At 69.5% G+C, this 15,044-nt stretch carries 14 protein-coding genes; 2 read left to right on the top strand and 12 right to left on the bottom strand.

Going from position 1 to position 15,044, the window contains the following annotated elements:
• Positions 1-10: 10 nt before the first annotated feature.
• On the top strand, positions 11-700 hold the full coding sequence (locus FHQ07_RS11090) for a hypothetical protein (RefSeq protein ID WP_139716863.1): 690 nt from the start codon (positions 11-13) through the stop codon (positions 698-700).
• On the opposite strand, the gene FHQ07_RS11085 is transcribed toward FHQ07_RS11090, so the two are convergent.
• From FHQ07_RS11085 to FHQ07_RS11035, 11 genes are all read right to left on the bottom strand, one after another.
• Positions 679-2,049, bottom strand: coding sequence for a sensor histidine kinase (locus FHQ07_RS11085; RefSeq protein WP_139716862.1), 1,371 nt, complete (start codon positions 2,047-2,049; stop codon positions 679-681). The two genes, FHQ07_RS11090 and FHQ07_RS11085, sit on opposite strands and share 22 nt — an antisense overlap.
• A 2-nt stretch (positions 2,050-2,051) precedes the next feature.
• Positions 2,052-2,726, bottom strand: a complete 675-nt coding sequence (locus tag FHQ07_RS11080; RefSeq protein WP_139716861.1) for a response regulator transcription factor — start codon at positions 2,724-2,726, stop codon at positions 2,052-2,054.
• 133 nt (positions 2,727-2,859) lie between these two features.
• Entirely contained in the window at positions 2,860-3,060 is a 201-nt protein-coding gene (locus FHQ07_RS11075) for a hypothetical protein (RefSeq protein WP_139716860.1), read from the bottom strand.
• 63 nt (positions 3,061-3,123) lie between these two features.
• Positions 3,124-3,393, bottom strand: coding sequence for a hypothetical protein (locus tag FHQ07_RS11070; protein WP_139716859.1), 270 nt, complete (start codon positions 3,391-3,393; stop codon positions 3,124-3,126).
• A 196-nt stretch (positions 3,394-3,589) separates the two neighbouring features.
• Complete coding sequence (locus FHQ07_RS11065; RefSeq protein WP_139716858.1) at positions 3,590-4,879, bottom strand: citrate synthase; 1,290 nt, start codon at positions 4,877-4,879, stop codon at positions 3,590-3,592.
• Positions 4,880-5,082: 203 nt separating this feature from the next.
• A complete protein-coding gene (locus FHQ07_RS11060) occupies positions 5,083-5,325 on the bottom strand; it encodes a type B 50S ribosomal protein L31 (RefSeq protein WP_139716857.1) in 243 nt (80 codons plus the stop codon).
• Between the two features lie 72 nt (positions 5,326-5,397).
• Entirely contained in the window at positions 5,398-6,336 is a 939-nt protein-coding gene (locus FHQ07_RS11055) for a nucleoside hydrolase (RefSeq protein WP_139716856.1), read from the bottom strand.
• A gap of 17 nt (positions 6,337-6,353) precedes the next feature.
• A complete protein-coding gene (gene recG, locus FHQ07_RS11050) occupies positions 6,354-8,453 on the bottom strand; it encodes an ATP-dependent DNA helicase RecG (protein WP_139716855.1) in 2,100 nt (699 codons plus the stop codon).
• 94 nt (positions 8,454-8,547) lie between these two features.
• On the bottom strand, positions 8,548-11,010 hold the full coding sequence (locus tag FHQ07_RS11045; RefSeq protein ID WP_139716854.1) for a TonB-dependent receptor: 2,463 nt from the start codon (positions 11,008-11,010) through the stop codon (positions 8,548-8,550).
• 42 nt (positions 11,011-11,052) lie between these two features.
• On the bottom strand, positions 11,053-12,222 hold the full coding sequence (locus FHQ07_RS11040; protein ID WP_139716853.1) for an SO2930 family diheme c-type cytochrome: 1,170 nt from the start codon (positions 12,220-12,222) through the stop codon (positions 11,053-11,055).
• Positions 12,222-13,442, bottom strand: coding sequence for a parallel beta-helix domain-containing protein (locus FHQ07_RS11035; RefSeq protein WP_139716852.1), 1,221 nt, complete (start codon positions 13,440-13,442; stop codon positions 12,222-12,224). The genes FHQ07_RS11040 and FHQ07_RS11035 overlap by 1 nt, the downstream gene beginning before the upstream one ends.
• A 140-nt stretch (positions 13,443-13,582) precedes the next feature.
• Here FHQ07_RS11035 and FHQ07_RS11030 point away from each other — a divergent pair, with 140 nt between their 5' ends.
• Positions 13,583-14,611 carry an AraC family transcriptional regulator gene (locus FHQ07_RS11030; protein ID WP_168191547.1) on the top strand — a complete coding sequence of 343 codons (1,029 nt, stop codon included), beginning with the start codon at positions 13,583-13,585 and terminating at the stop codon, positions 14,609-14,611.
• Between the two features lie 6 nt (positions 14,612-14,617).
• Here FHQ07_RS11030 and FHQ07_RS11025 read toward each other — a convergent pair whose 3' ends face one another.
• The gene (locus FHQ07_RS11025) at positions 14,618-15,001 is read right to left on the bottom strand and encodes a RidA family protein (RefSeq protein WP_139716850.1); all 384 of its coding nucleotides are present in this window, start codon (positions 14,999-15,001) and stop codon (positions 14,618-14,620) included.
• Positions 15,002-15,044 lie beyond the last annotated feature (43 nt).

Below are 15,044 nucleotides of genomic sequence, written 5' to 3'. Positions count from 1 at the left end.
GGGATCCGCGATGCCGAACAGCCGCCAGCACGCCAAGCTCCACGCGCACACGCATGCGCAGACCCGCACCCGCGAACGCCGCCAGCACCTCGCCTTCGAGGCCGCACGGCTGATGGCCGAAGGCGGCATCCGCGACTACCACCAGGCCAAGCTCAAGGCCGCGCAGCGGCTCGGCATCCACGACGACGCCTCGCTGCCGCGCAACCGCGAGATCGAGGACGCGCTGCGCGAATACCAGCGCCTGTTCCTCGGCAGCGACCAGGCCGCGGAAGTGCGCCGCCGCCGCGAAGCCGCGCAGCGCGCGCTGGAGTTCTTCCGCGAGTTCGAGCCGCGTCTGGTCGGCCCGGTGCTGGACGGCACCGCCGACGCCAACAGCGCGGTCGCCCTGCACCTGCACAGCGACGATGCCGATGCGGTGCCGCGCCATTTCGAGGAACACGGCGTGCCTGCGCTCGCGCGCAGCCGCCACCTGCGCCTGGACCGCGAGCGCGAAGGCGACTTCCCGGTCTGGCTGTTCTCCGCCGAGGACCTGAGTTTCGACGTCACCGTGCTGCCGGCCGACGTGCTGCGGCAGGCGCCGCTGTCCGGCATCGACGAGAAGCCGATGCGGCGCGCGTCGGCCTCGCAATTGCGCGAACTGCTGGCGGCGGAGGAGATCTCCCGCTACGAGCAGGCCGGCTACGAAGAAACAGGCGGCTGATCGCCGCCCGCCAGCGGGAAGCGCAGGAGCACGCGCAGCCCGGGCCGGTTGTCCTGCAGCTCGATCCGCCCGCCGTGGCGGATCACGATCGCGCGCACCAGGCTCAGCCCGAGGCCGCTGCCCGGCGTGCCTCGATCCGGTTGCAGGCGTTCGAAGCGGTCGAATACCCGGCTGCGGTCGGCCTCCGCGATGCCGGGACCGCGGTCGGCCACCTCGAGCACGACTCCGTCGGCATCGGCCATGGTGGACACCACGACATCGCCGCCCGCCTGCGCATGCCGCAACGCGTTGTCGAGCAGGTTCACCACCGCCTGGAACAGCTGGTCGGCATCGCCGCGCATCGGCGCTGGCGTGCTGCGGTCGAGCAGGCGCATCCCCTCGGCACCGGCCGAGGGCGCGTACAGCTCCACCGCATCCGCGGCGATGCGCCCCAGGTCGAGTTCCGGCATGGCTTCGGTGCTTGCCTGCACCTCGATCCGCGACAAGCGCAGCAATGCGGCGAAGGTCTGCAGCAAGCGGTCCGACTCCAGCAACGCGGCGTCCAGCGCATCGCGGCCCGCGGTGTCGACATCGGCCGCATCGCGCAGCTCTTCAAGCCGGTTGCGCATGCGCGCCAGCGGCGTGCGCAGGTCGTGCGCGATGTGGTCGGTGGCATGGCGGACGCCGTCGACCAGCGCATCGATCCGATCCAGCATCGCGTTGAGGCGCGCGCCGACGCGGTCGAACGGATCGCCGCTGCCGTCGGCGGGAACCCGCAATCCCAGCTCGCCGCCGGCGATCCGACGCGCGGTATCGTCCAGCCGCGCCAGTTTCGCCCCGACCCAGCGCGAGGTCAGCCAACCCACCAGCAAGCCGCAGGCGGCGGCCAACACCAGCGCCAGCAGCGCCGCGCGCTGCATCGCGGCGAGGAAGCCATCCTCGGCGCGGGTGCGCATGCCTGCGAGCAGGCGCCCGCCGTCGTCGAGCGCGACCACCCGGGCGATGACCCGCGGCCGATCGGCGACGCTGGCATCGCGAAACGAGGTCCAGCCGTTGCGCCGCGGCAGGTGCGGCACGGGCTTGCCCGCCATGCGCCGCCCGTCGCGATCGAACACCGCGTACAGCAAGTCGTCCTGGTCCGGATCGCGGCTGCGCGCATCGACCTCGTCGAGCAACGCGCGAGCGCCCGCATCGCGCCGCAGGGCCAGCAGGTCGGCGGCATCGGAACGCACGAACTCGCGGGTATCGCGGTCGAGGCTGGCCAGCACGCGGCTGTACACGCCCGCGCCGAGCAACAGGAACGCGGCGAGGAAGGCCAGCGCGACCGCCAGCACCAGCCGCGCGCTGGTCGAATGCAGGCGCTGCAGCATCGCTAGTCCCCGAGCCGGTAGCCGACGCCGCGCACGGTATGCAGCAAGGGCCGGTCGAAGCCCTGGTCGATCTTCTGCCGCAACCGGCTGACGTGCACGTCGATGACGTTGGTCTGCGGGTCGAAGTGGTAGTCCCACACCGCCTCCAGCAGCATGGTCCGGGTCACCGCGCGGCCCTTGTGCCGCATCAGGTATTCGAGCAGGCGGAATTCGCGCGGCTGCAGGGCGATCCGGCGCCCGCCGCGGAGCGCGTCGCGGCGCTCCAGGTCCAGTGTCAGGTCGGCGACCTCCAGCCGTCCGGGCGCCGTCCCGGGCACCGCGCCGCGGCGAACGATCCCGTCCAGGCGCGCGCTCAGCTCGGCATAGGCGAAGGGTTTGGCCAGGTAGTCGTCGCTGCCCGCGCGCAGGCCTTCCACCCGATGGTCGACATCGGCCAGCGCGGTCAGCAGCAGCACCGGGGTGGTGTTGCCGGCGCCGCGCAGGGTGCGCAACACGGCCAGCCCGTCCAATCCGGGCAGCATGCGATCCAGCACCACCGCGTCGTAGGACTCGGTGCTGGCTAGGAACAGGCCGTCGCGGCCGTTGCTCGCGTGGTCGACGGCATGGCCGTCTTCCTGCAATGCCTTGCGCAGGTAGGCGGCGGTTTGCTGGTCATCCTCGACGATCAGCACGCGCATGCGGCTTTCCCGTGTTCAACCATGCGCGGAGTCTCGCGCAATCGATGCCGGTGCGCACGGCAAAAAACGCACCCGCCCCGCCAGACAGGCAACGGGACGGGCACGACGGGGAGCGAACCAGCGGTTTGCGCGATCAGCTGCTCTTGGCGGGCGCGGCGGCGTCCGACTTCGCCGCCTTGGCGGCGGGCTTGGCCGCGGCGTGGTGCCAGGCATGGTGCTTGGCCTTGGCCGGCGCCTTGGTCGCGGCGGCGGGCTTGGCGGCGGTGTCCTGGGCGGACGCGAGACCGGTGGCGGACAGCAGGGCAAGGGACAGCAGGGCGATGGACGTCTTCATGGGCGGGCCTCGTTTCTGGTGGGGATGGATCGAGCGGGGAACGGATGCAGCGGGTGCAACGACTCAGCTCTTGCAGGAGGCGAAGCGCCCCTTGCTGTCGCGGCAGGTCGGTTTCTTCGCCGATGCGGCGCAGGGCTCGAACTTGCCCTTGGCGTCGCGGCAGCGGGTGGTGGCGGCCGCGGTCGCGACCGGCTTGCCGGCGGTCGCGGGCATGGCCGGCCGCTTCGCCGCCTGGCTTGCCGGCGCCGGCGGCGCGGCCTGCGGGGCGGCGGCGAACGCGGACAGGCTCGCCAACGCCAGGCTCAATGCGATCGGTGCAATCAGTTTGCGCATGGGATGTTCCTCCAGTTCCGGGGCGCGACCGGATCGGTCCCGCCTTCGTGGAGCACATCCTGGCAGCCGCCACCTTGCGGCCAGCCTTCCGCAACATTGCCGATCGGCCATGTTGGCGGCGCACCGGGATCTTCCGCCGCAAACGAAAACGCCCCGCGATGCGGGGCGTTTCGCTGGTCGAGCGGTGCGCGCGGGATCAGCGCGCGCCGATCCCGACGAAGTCGCGGGTGGCGGCGCCTGTATAGATCTGGCGCGGCCGGCCGATGCGGTTCTCCGGGTCGTTCTGCTGTTCCAGCCAGTGGCTGACCCAGCCGGCGGTGCGGGCGATCGCGAACATCACCGTGAACATCTCCACCGGGATGCCCAGCGCCTTGTAGATGATGCCGCTGTAGAAGTCGACGTTCGGATAGAGCTTGCGCTGCACGAAGTAATCGTCCTTCAGCGCCGCCTCTTCCAGCTTCAGCGCCACTTCCAGCAACGGGTCGTTGACCCCGAGCTCGCCCAGCACCTTGTGGGTCATGGCGCGGATGATCTTCGCGCGCGGGTCGAAGTTCTTGTACACGCGGTGGCCGAAGCCCATCAGGCGGAAGCCGGATTCCTTGTCCTTGGCCTTGTCGACCGCCGACTGCACGTTCTCCGGGCGGCCGATCTCGGCCAGCATCTTCAGCACCGCCTCGTTGGCGCCGCCGTGCGCCGGGCCCCACAGCGCGGCCACGCCGGCGGCGACGCTGACGTACGGGTTGGCGCCGGTGGAACCGACCAGGCGCACGGTCGAGGTCGAGGCGTTCTGCTCGTGGTCGGCGTGCAGGATGAACAGCAGGTCCATCGCCTTGGCGGCGACCGGATTGAGTTCCAGCGGCTCGCTCGGCACCTCGTTCATCATGTGCAGGAAGCGCGTGGTGTACTCGAGGTTGTTGCGCGGGTAGCGGATCGGCCAGCCGATCGAATAGCGGTGGCAGGCGGCGGCGATCGTCGGCATCTTCGCGATCAGGCGGATCGCGGCCAGCCGGCGCTGCTCCGGATCCTCGATGTTGAGGCTGTTGTGGTAGAAGGCCGACAGCGAGCCGAGCATGCCGGTCATCATCGCCATCGGGTGCGCGTCGTGGCGGAAGCCGTACAGGAAGGTGCGGAACGCCTCGTGCATCATCGAGTGGTGCGTGACCTCGTGCTCGAACCTGGCGAACTCGCCGCTGGTCGGCAGCTCGCCGTTCATCAGCAGGTAGGCTACTTCCAGGAAGTTCGACTTCTCGGCCAGCTGCTCGATCGGATAGCCGCGGTACAGCAGCACGCCGGCATCGCCATCGATGTAGGTGATCGCCGACTTGCACGACGCGGTGGCGCCGAAGCCGGGGTCGTAGGTGAAGCAGCCGGTTTCCTTCGGCAGCTTGGCGATGTCGATGCAGGGCTGGCCCAGGGTGGGCTGCAGCACGGGCATGGCGACGGACTTGTCGCCGGCGGTGAGGCTGATCTGATCGAATTGCGACACGACGCGCTCCTGTGGGGAACCGCGCGGCGCCACGGCCCGCAGGCCATGCGCCAGCGCATGGGAAGCGGAAATTATCGCACAGGCGAAACCGAGCCCGGACTCGGCATCGGCGGACGCGCGCCGGCCGAAGCGCTGGCCCGCGATGCCCGGAAAACGAAACGGCCACCGCAAGGGTGGCCGTCCGGGAACGCGGTTGCGGGCGCTTACTTGGCGTAGCGCTTGCGGAACTTGTCGACGCGACCGCTGGTGTCGATCAACTTGTTCTGACCGGTGTAGAACGGGTGCGAGGACGACGACACTTCGATCTTGACCAGCGGGTATTCGTTGCCGTCTTCCCACTTCACCGTCTCCTTGGAGGAGAGGGTCGAACGGGTCAGGATCTTGAAGTCCGAGGTCACGTCCTGGAAGACGACGTCGCGGTATTCGGGATGGATGCCGGCTTTCATGGCTTGAACCTGGTCTGGAGCGGGACTGAGCCGCGCATTATAGCGACCTGATCCCGCCCCTTGCAAGCCGGGTCAGCCCGCCGCCAGCGCCCGCTCCAGCAGCCCCTCGAACCGGGCCTGGTCGTAGCGCATCAGGATCGCGGCGTTGTCCGGCCGGCCATGGCGGCGGTTCCAGTCGACGATGGTGGCGCCGCGGCTGTGGCGGCCGTCCAGCTCCACCGCCAGCGGGCGCTCCAGCACCTCCAGCGCGCCCTCCGGTTCCAGCGCAAAGGCCATCGCCAGCGCGTCGGCGGCATGCCAGCGCTCGCCGCGGCCAGCCCGCGACCAGGCCCGGGTATGCGCCGAGATCCCGGCATAGAACCCGGCCCGCGGCGACTCCGCCGCCAGCCAGCGCTCGGCGTCGGTGTGCAGGAAGCCGTGGGCGATCACCGCCTCCCAGTCCGCCACGTCGATCTTCGGGAACGCGCTGAACACGATATGCGCGGCCTCCGGGTCGAAGGCGATGTTGAATTCGGCGGCGGCGGTGATGTTGCCGTGGGCGCTGACCGCCCCGCCCATCACCAGACAGCGGGCGACCCGCTGCGGCAGGGTCGGGTCCAGCTTCAGCGCCAGCGCGACATTGGTCAGCGGGCCCAACGCGACCAGCAGCAACTTGCCGGCGTGTTCATGCGACAGGCGGAGGATGGCGAGCGCGGCATGTTCCGCCTCGGCGGTGCGCGTGGCCGGCGCGTAGCCGGTATCGCCGAAACCGTCGCGGCCGTGCACGAAGGCGGCGTCCTCGGCCGGGTGCAGCAGCGGCTCGGCGGTGCCGGCGAACACCGGCACGTCGACCTTGCAGACTTCGCACAACTTCAGCGCGTTGGCGACGGTGTGCTCAAGGCCCACGTTGCCGGCGGCGATGGTCAGGCCGACCACCTCGTGGCGGGCGTCGTTGAAGGCCATCAGCAGGGCCAGCGCGTCGTCCACGCCGGGGTCGGTATCGATCAGCAGGGGAATGCGTTCATTGCTCATCGCCCGATTATGGCCTGTCACGCCGATGCATAGCGCGCGGCGCCGCCAACCCAGCGACGGACGATGGCATCGGCGACACCGGGCGATTCCTGCAGCAGCCGGTCCGCCAAGGCATGCACGCGCGGCAGCAGATCGGCATCGCGCGCCAGGTCGGCCAAACGGAACGCGGCCAGCCCGGTCTGGCGCGTGCCCAGCAGTTCGCCCGGGCCGCGCAGCTGCAGGTCCTTTTCCGCGATCTCGAAACCATCGTTGGTCCGGCGGAGCGTGTCCAGCCGCTCGCGCGCCATCGCCGACAGCGGCGACTGGTACAGCAAGACGCAGCTCGAAGCCGCGCTGCCGCGCCCCACCCGCCCGCGCAATTGATGCAACTGCGCGAGGCCTAGCCGCTCCGCGTTCTCGATCACCATCAGCGAGGCATTCGGCACGTCCACCCCGACCTCGATCACCGTGGTCGCCACCAGCAGGCCGAGTTCGCCCTGCTTGAACGCGCGCATCGTCGCCTGCTTCTCCGCGGCCTTCTGCCGACCGTGCACCAGCCCGATCCGCACCTCCGGCAGTGCCAGCGTCAGCGCTTCGAAAGTCGATTGCGCGGCCTGCGCGACGACTTCGTCGGAGTCGTCGATGAGCGTGCACACCCAATACGCCTGCCGGCCTTCGGCGCAGGCCTTGCTGATGCGCTCGATCAGTTCGGGGCGGCGTTCGGCGGCAAGCGCGATCGTGGTGACCGGCGTGCGGCCGGGCGGCAATTCGTCGATGGCCGAGACGTCGAGGTCGGCATACGCGCTCATCGCCAGCGTGCGCGGGATCGGCGTGGCGGTCATCACCAACTGGTGCGGCACCGCGTCGTGCTGGCCCTTGTCGCGCAAGGCCAGGCGCTGGTGCACGCCGAAGCGGTGTTGTTCATCGATGATGGCCAGCGCGAGGTCGTGGAAGGCCACACCTTCCTGCATCAAGGCATGGGTACCGACGACGACCTGCGCTTCGCCCGAAGCCACTTCGTCCAGCGCCTTCGCCCGCGCCCTGCCGGTGACCTTGCCGGCCAGCCAGCACACGCGCACGTCGAGCGGCTCCAGCCAGGCCTTCAAGTTATTGAGATGTTGCTCCGCCAGCAGTTCGGTCGGCGCCATCAGCGCCGCCTGCTTGTCGGCCTCGACCGCCAGCAATGCAGCCATCGCCGCGACCACGGTCTTGCCGCTGCCGACGTCGCCCTGCACCAGCCGCAGCATCGGCTTGGGCTGCGACAGGTCTTCGCGCACCTGCGCATATACCCGCTCCTGCGCGCCTGTCAGCGCGAACGGCAGCGACTTGCGCAGGCGCTCGACCAGCCTGCCCTTGCCGCGCAAGGCGCGCGCGCCCTGTTGCTGGAGGGCGATGCGCTGGCGACGCAGGCTCAACTGGTGCGCCAGCAGCTCTTCCAGCGCGAGCCGGCGCTGCGCGGGATGGACGCCCGTTTGCAGGGCGACGACATCGGCGTCGCGCGGCGGGCGGTGCAGGGTCAGCAACGCCTCGCGCAAGGATGGCAAGCGCAAGGCAGCGCGCGCATCGGCCGGCAGCAATTCCAGCGCTTCCGCATCCGGCAATCGTTCCAGCGCCAAGCCGATCAACTTGCGCAGGTTGGCCGGGCCGATGCCCTCGATCTCCGGATACACCGGATCCAGCGCATCGCCCAGCGCATGCTCGCCTTCGCCGAGGATGCGATAGCTCGGATGCACCATCTCCAACCCGTGCTGGCCGGGACGCGGCGTGCCGTAGGCGCGCACGCGCGCGCCCGGTGCGAACTGCGCCACCTGTTGCGCGCGGAAATGGAAGAAGCGCAGCACGAGGGTGCCGCGCGCTTCGTCTGAAATCGCGACCCGCAGCATCGGCCGGTAACGGAAGCCGCGTTCGACCGCCTCGACCTTGCCCTCGACCTGGGCGGCGACGCCGGGCTGCAGCGCGCGGATCGCGGTCAGCGCGGTGCGGTCCTCGTACTGCCGCGGCAGGTGCAGCCACAGGTCCTGCAGGGTCAGCAGGCCGCGCGCGGCGAGTTTCTCCGCCATCGACGGACCGACCCCGCGCAGGCTGGCAAGCGGTTGCTGGTTGAGGTCGACGGCGACGCCGCCGGATCGCTTCGGCATGCGCCAAGCATGACCGCATCGGCGCGAAAGCAAAACCCGGAAAGAAGACGGGCGCACCGGCGGTGCCGATGCGCCCGCATGTTCCGCGCAAGGCTCAGTACTTCAGCGTCACTTCCAGTCCATAGGTACGCGGCGGGGTCACGCCGGCGCCGACCACGCCCAGCACCGCGGCGCCGTAGGTATTCAGGCCGGTGACGTAGCGGTTGTCGAACACGTTGTTGCCGTAGGCCGCGACCGTCCAGCGGTCCTGCGGCGAACTCCACGACACCCGCAGGTCGGTGCGCTGCCGCGATTCGCCGATGCGGAACAGCGGGTACTGGCCGCAATCGCCCTGCGAACCGGAGGCGTCGTTGCAACGGGTCGCCCCGCGATAGGCGTGGCGCGCGGAGAAGCGCAGCCGCCCGCTGTCGCCGAGGTCGGCGACATAGGCCGCGCCCAACGACGCGCTGAAGTGGGGTTCGCCGGTCGGCTGCCCGTCCAGATCGACACCATCGGGAGTGATGTAGTTCTTGTAGGTGGAATCGATCCACGCCAGCGCGCCGTTGAGCGAGAACGCCTCGCTGACCTGCCACTGCGCATCGGCTTCCAGGCCCCAGGCCTCGAGGTCGCCGGTGTCGACCACGAAGCGCGGGATGTCGGTCGGGTTGTTCGGGTCGGGATCGATCAGGCGCACCGCCTGCCGGTTGTCGTAGTTGTAGCGGTAGAGCGAGGCGTTGTAGGCGAAGTCGCCGAACGACTGCTTGACGCCGGCCTCGAGGTTCCACACGTCCTCGTTGTCGAAGGTCGGGCCGATCTGCAGCGCGTTGTAGCCGCCCGCCTTGTAGCCATGCGCCAGCGAGGCGAACACCATGCCGGTGTCGTTGAAGTGGTAGTCCAGCACCAGGCGCGGGCTCCAGTCGCTCCAGCTCTTCTTGGCGCGGTTGGTGATGCCCTTGTTGGCGATCGCCGGCGGATCGATGAAGGCCATGTCGAAGATGAAGCTCTGCTTGGTGATCGGGATGTTCATCTGCGCCAGCGCGGCGAAGAACCCGACCTGCTCCAGGGTGTTCAAGGCCGCGTCCAGCTCCGGCGCGCTGCGCGGGTTGTTGAGCCAGCTGAACTTCTTCTCGTCGCGGGTGTAGCGCAGGCCGAAGGTCAGGTTGGTCTTGTCGGTGGCGTGCCAGATCACGTCGCCGAAGACGGCGTAGGCGGTGGTGCCGAGGGTGTTGATGAAGCGTTCGTTCCAGTGGTGGCCGAGCAACGACACCGGGATGTGGAATTGCTGCGCCACCGCGCTGAAATAGCCGAACAGGCTGCCGTCCGGGGTCGGCGCGATGCCGAGGTTGCGCACGATGTTGTCGACCGCGGTGGTATTCGTGTTGACCTCGCTGGTCTGGTACGCGTCTTCCTTGAAATAACTCGCGCCGACCACCCAGTCGAACTTGTCGTTGAAGCCGCGCAGCTTCAGTTCCTGGTACCAGGTCTCGTTGCTCTCGGTGTTCTGCGAATCGATGTAGAGGTCGGCGCGATTGGTGCCGTCCTCCTCGGTCCAGTTGTTGGAGTCGTACTGCCGCCACGAGGTGGTGGAGGTCAGCGTGCCCCAGCCGGTGTCGTGGTCGATGATCAGGTTGACGCCGTCGAACAGGCGCGCCTCGTCGCTGACGTCGGTGTCGCTGAAGGTGTCGAGCTTGCGCGGGTCGAGGTAGGTGTCCGGGTCGGCCGGCGCGGTCGGCCGTTGCGGATATGCCGGCAGCGGCACGATGCCGGTGCTGACGCGGCCGTTCTGGTCCAGGTCCTCGTGGTCCCAGCTCAGCAGGATGGTGGTGTCGTCGCCGGCGTGCAGTTGCCAGGCCGCGCGCGTGGCCCACACGTTGTCGCCATTGAGGTCCTTGCCGGTGGCGCCGTCCTGGATCCAGCCGTCGCTCTTGTTGCTCAGCGCATTGATGCGCAACGCGGAGCGCGCGCCGGTCGGGATGTTGAGCATGCCGTCGATGTAGCGCTTGCCGTAGTTGCCGACGCGCACGGATGCGCGCGCCTCGAATTCGGGCTGCGGGCGACGGGTGATCAGCGAGATCGCGCCGGCCGCGGTATTGCGCCCGAACAGGGTGCCCTGCGGCCCCTTCAGCACTTCGATGCGCTCCACGTCGACGAACGGCAGCAGCACGCCACCGCCGCGGCCGCCGTACACGCCGTCGACGAACACCCCGACCGCGGGATCGGTGCCGATGCCGAAGTCGTCGGTGGCGATGCCGCGCAGCTTGAAGCCCGGCTGGGTGGGCTGCACCGCGTCGACCTCGAGCCCGGGCACGAACGCGTCGATGTCCCCCAGGTCCTCCGCCGCCACGTCGTTGAGCAGCTCGGAATTCACCACCTGCAACGCGATCGGCACGTCCTGCAGTTCCTGTTCGCGGCTCTGCGCGGTGACCGTGACCGTGTCCAGCGTCTTCGCGTCCTTGTCCTGCGGCGCGGGCTGCGGCGCGTCCTGCGCGAACGCCACGCCGGTGGCGGACAGGGCGCCGGCGGCGAGGATCGCGCGGCGCAGGCCGGTGGCGAGTGTGCGTGGCTTGGTGAACGTCATCTGGCGGCTCCCCTTTCGCTAGGCGTCTTGGATTGAATGCTTCTACATCGCTGCAACATGCCGCGATGGCGCGTCCGCGGTCGTTGGCGCATCCGTGTCGCAGCTCCCCTGCATCGCCGCGATCCAGTCCCGGATGAGTTGTACCCCTTCGTCGTGGACCACGCTACGGCCGAGCTCCGGCATCATCGCCGAAGGGTCTTCGCTGACCATGCGGTAGGTCAGGATCGAGGCATCCGGCTGGCCGGGCACGATGTCGTGGCGGCGATCGCCGGTGCCCTTGCCGGCCGCGATCGGCAGCTTGCAGCGGCCCAGCCGCAACGGTTCGCGCGTCGCCGCATCCAGCCACAGGCCGGAAGTGTTGCCCGGCCCTTTCGGGTTGTGGCAATGGCCGCAGTTGATGTCGAGGTAGGCGCGCGCACGCGCATCCAGCGGCTGTTTCGCGTCGAGCCAGTTCGCGTTGCGCGGCGCGGCATCCGCTGCCGGCGCACCGCGCAGATAGCCCGCTTGCGTCCAGCGCGCGAGCTGGTTGGCGCTGCCGTCCGCGTAGGCGAAGTCGCGATTGAGGTGGCGCGCCTTCGGGCCCAGCGGATGCAGCGCGCGGGTTTTCATGTCGTTGCCGTGGCAACCCGCGCACTGGTTCTGGTCGGGCACCGCATACTCCGCCTGTTCGCGGCTGCCATCGGCGGCGACCAGGCTCAGCGGCACCAGTTCGCCGCCGCGCATCAGGACGGCTTCGGTCTGCGCCGCGTTCCATACATAGGGCAAGGCGACCCAGCCGTCCTTGCGCCGCACCAGCAAGCGGGTCTCGACCAGGCGCACCTTCGCCAGTTCGAGTCCGCCAGCGCGCAGATCCGGACCCGCGTCGGCGCTGCGCAGCACCGCATCGCCTTCGCCCCGCGGGTAGTAGAACGTCTTGCTGAGGATGGTGCCGACCGGGAACTCGAACTCTTCGCCAGCGTCGTAGCGCGCGGCCTGTCCCTTCGGCATCCACACCGTGCGCAGCTTGTGCGCGTAGTCGGTGAACAGCGGCGTGTTGAGGTCATAGGGCAGCACGCCTGCGTTGGGCACCAGCTTGCCGTCGCGCAGCTCGACCACATGCCAGTCGGCCAGCGACTGCGGCTGGCCATCGGCGAAGAACTGCACCGGCTCAGGCGTGCGGGCGCAGGCCGCCATGCACAGGACGGCGACGACCGCGATGAGGCGACGCGCCATCAACCGCGCTTGAGGTCGATCGCCGGCAACTTCGGCAAGTCGCAGGCGTAGGGCCTGGCGTCCTTCACCGCGTTCTTGTAGCCGCCGGGGCCATCCGCGTTGACCACGCCGGAGACGTCGCGCAGGCAGATCTGCGGCCCCTCCTTGCGCGCCTTGTTGACGTAGCCGTCGAACAGCACGTCGGGGAAACTGCCGTTGAGGCCGTACAGCGCGACCTTGAGCGTCTTCAGGTCGAGTCCATCCGGCGAATCGCCGCCGCCGGACAGGCGGTTGCCGTAGACGTTGATGCGCTCCGGGTACGGGTCGAATTCGCTGGCCGCCTTGTCGTCCTTGTAGCCGGTGGAATACACGCTGGAGACGATGATGTTGGCGGTCTTGTTGCCGGCGATGTCGTTGTCGAAGATCTCGACGTCGTCGTTGGAATTGACCACGACCCCGCTGCCGGCCGGCACGCTGGAGACCGGCGTGCCCTTGGCGCCGAAGTTCTCCGTGTTGTTATCCACCACCTTGTTGCGGAACATGCGCACCGCGCCGCCCTGCTGCGACAGCGCCGGCATGTTGAACACCAGGATGCCGCCGGTGTTGTGGGTGGCGGTGTTGCCGTAGACGTCGGCGTTGATGGTGTTCTCGATCTCGATGCCGGCCACGTTGAACTCGGCGCGGCTGTTGCGCACCACCACGTCGCGCGACTGGCCGACGTAGATGCCGGCATCCGACGCGCCGATCGCCACCGCGTCCTCGATCAGCACGTTGCGGGTCTTCACCGGGTACAGGCCGTAGGCGCCGTTGCCGGGGTTCGGCCCGCCGGTCCACTCCACCCGCACGTTGCGGATGGTGACGTTCTCGGCCTCGTTGACCTTGAGCCCGTCGCCCTTGCTGTCCTCGATCGCGATGTTCTCCAGGGTGAAGCCGTTGGCATTGACCAGCAGGCCTTCCGCACCGGCCTTCTGGCCCTTGAAGCTCAGCACCGACTTGTCCGGCCCGGCGCCGCGGATGGTCACCCCGTCCACGCGCAGGCTCAGGCTGCGGTCGAAGCTGTGCTTGCCCGGCGGCACCTCGATCACGTCGCCCGGCTTGGCATCCAGCAGCTGCTCGCGGAATTTCGCGGCGAACGCGGCATCGCCGGCGGCGACCTCCGGGCCGGCCACGTGGCGGGCCTGTTCGCCCCGCCCGCAGCCTGCGGCCAGCACCGCAAGGGCAAGGACGGATGCGTGCTTCATCGATGCCATGGACTCCCCTCCCGGCCGCGGCGCAGCCGCAATGTGCCGCCGAGTCTCCCGCCTGCCGGCCGACACGACGAGGGCGAATGCGGCACACTAGGGGGGATTTCCGGCCAACCCGCTCGAGGTCGCAACCCGCGATGACGCTGCGTCCCACTGCCAGGCCGGCCGCTTCGACCCTCTCCCCGTTCCTGCTGCTGGGCCTGTTCGCCGCCGCCGATGCGCTCGGCGCCGCCTCGACCTCGTGGCTGTCCGGTACCGGGCTGCAACGCCGCGACCTGGAGGCCCCCGACGTCCGCCTGCCGGCGGAATTGGCGGCGGCGATCATCGAACGCGCGCTCCCCGCGCTGCCGGCCGACATCGGCCTGGAACTCGGGCGCAGCCAGCACATCGGCAATTTCGGCCTGGTCGGGTTGGCGATGAGCACCGCCGCGAGCTTCGGCGAAGCCTTGCAGATCGGCCTGCGCTTCACCCCGGTGGTCGGCAGCCTGATGCATTTCGTCGAATTGCCTTCGCCCGTACCCGGCGTGCTCGCGCTGGGGGCCGAACGCATCGCCGGCAGCGCCGCGATCGAACCCTTCGTGGCCGAGGAATTCATCAGCAGCTGCCTGGCGCTGGGCAGCGGCCTGCTCGGCGCACCGCTGCGCCCGCTCGGGCTCGACTTCGCGTATCCGGCGCCCGCGCATGTCGCGCGTTACCGCGAGGTGTTCGATTGCCCGCTCGCGTTCGACCAGCCGCACAACCGCTTGCTGCTCGATGCGCAGGTGCTGGCGACCCCGTTGCGCACCCACAACCCGACCGCATCCTGGCAGGTGCTGGCGCTGTGCGAGGCGCAGATGCCGCAACCGGACACCCGCGGCGCGGTCGGCACCGCCGTGGCCCGCCTGCTCGGCGAGGCGCTGGCCGAGGATCCGAAACTGGCCGGCATCGCCGCGCGCCTGCACGTCAGCGAACGCACCCTGCGCCGCCAGCTCAGCCAGGAAGGCACCAGCTTCCACGCCATCCACGACCGCCTGCGCATCGAGCGCGCGCTGGCGCTGCTGCAGGAACCGTCGCTCAGCATTGCTGCGGTCGGCGCGCAGGTCGGCTTCCGCGATCCGCGCGAATTCCGCCGCGCGTTCAAGCGCTGGACCGGCGCCCCCCCGAGCGCCGCGCGCACGCGGCGCTGAGCGCGCTCAGCCGAGCACCATCACCGCGTCGACCTCGAACACCGCGCCTTTCGGCAGCGCGGGCACCTCGATGGTGGAACGCGCCGGATACGGCTGCGCGAAGTATTCGCCCATCACCGCATTGACCGCGGCGAACTGCGAGAGGTCGGTGAGGTACAGGCCGACGCGGGCGATGTCGTCCATCGTCCCGCCCGCGGCTTCGCAGACCGCCTTCAGGTTGTCGAAGGCGCGCCGCGCCTGGGCGGCGATGTCGCCTTCGACCAGGTTGCCGGTGGCCGGATCCAGCGGGATCTGACCGCTGAAGAACACCAGGTTGCCGGCGCGGGTGGCCTGCGAATACGGGCCGATGGCGACGGGAGCGTGGTCGCTGTGGATGGCGGTGCGGGGCATGGCGGACTCCGTCGAAAATCCCATTGTAGGTGCGCGGCCAGTT

It is taken from the genome of Thermomonas aquatica, assembly GCF_006337105.1.
GTDB lineage: Bacteria > Pseudomonadota > Gammaproteobacteria > Xanthomonadales > Xanthomonadaceae > Thermomonas > Thermomonas aquatica.
The sequence above is the reverse complement of the archived record's forward strand: the minus strand, read 5'-3'. Positions and strand labels throughout refer to the sequence as shown.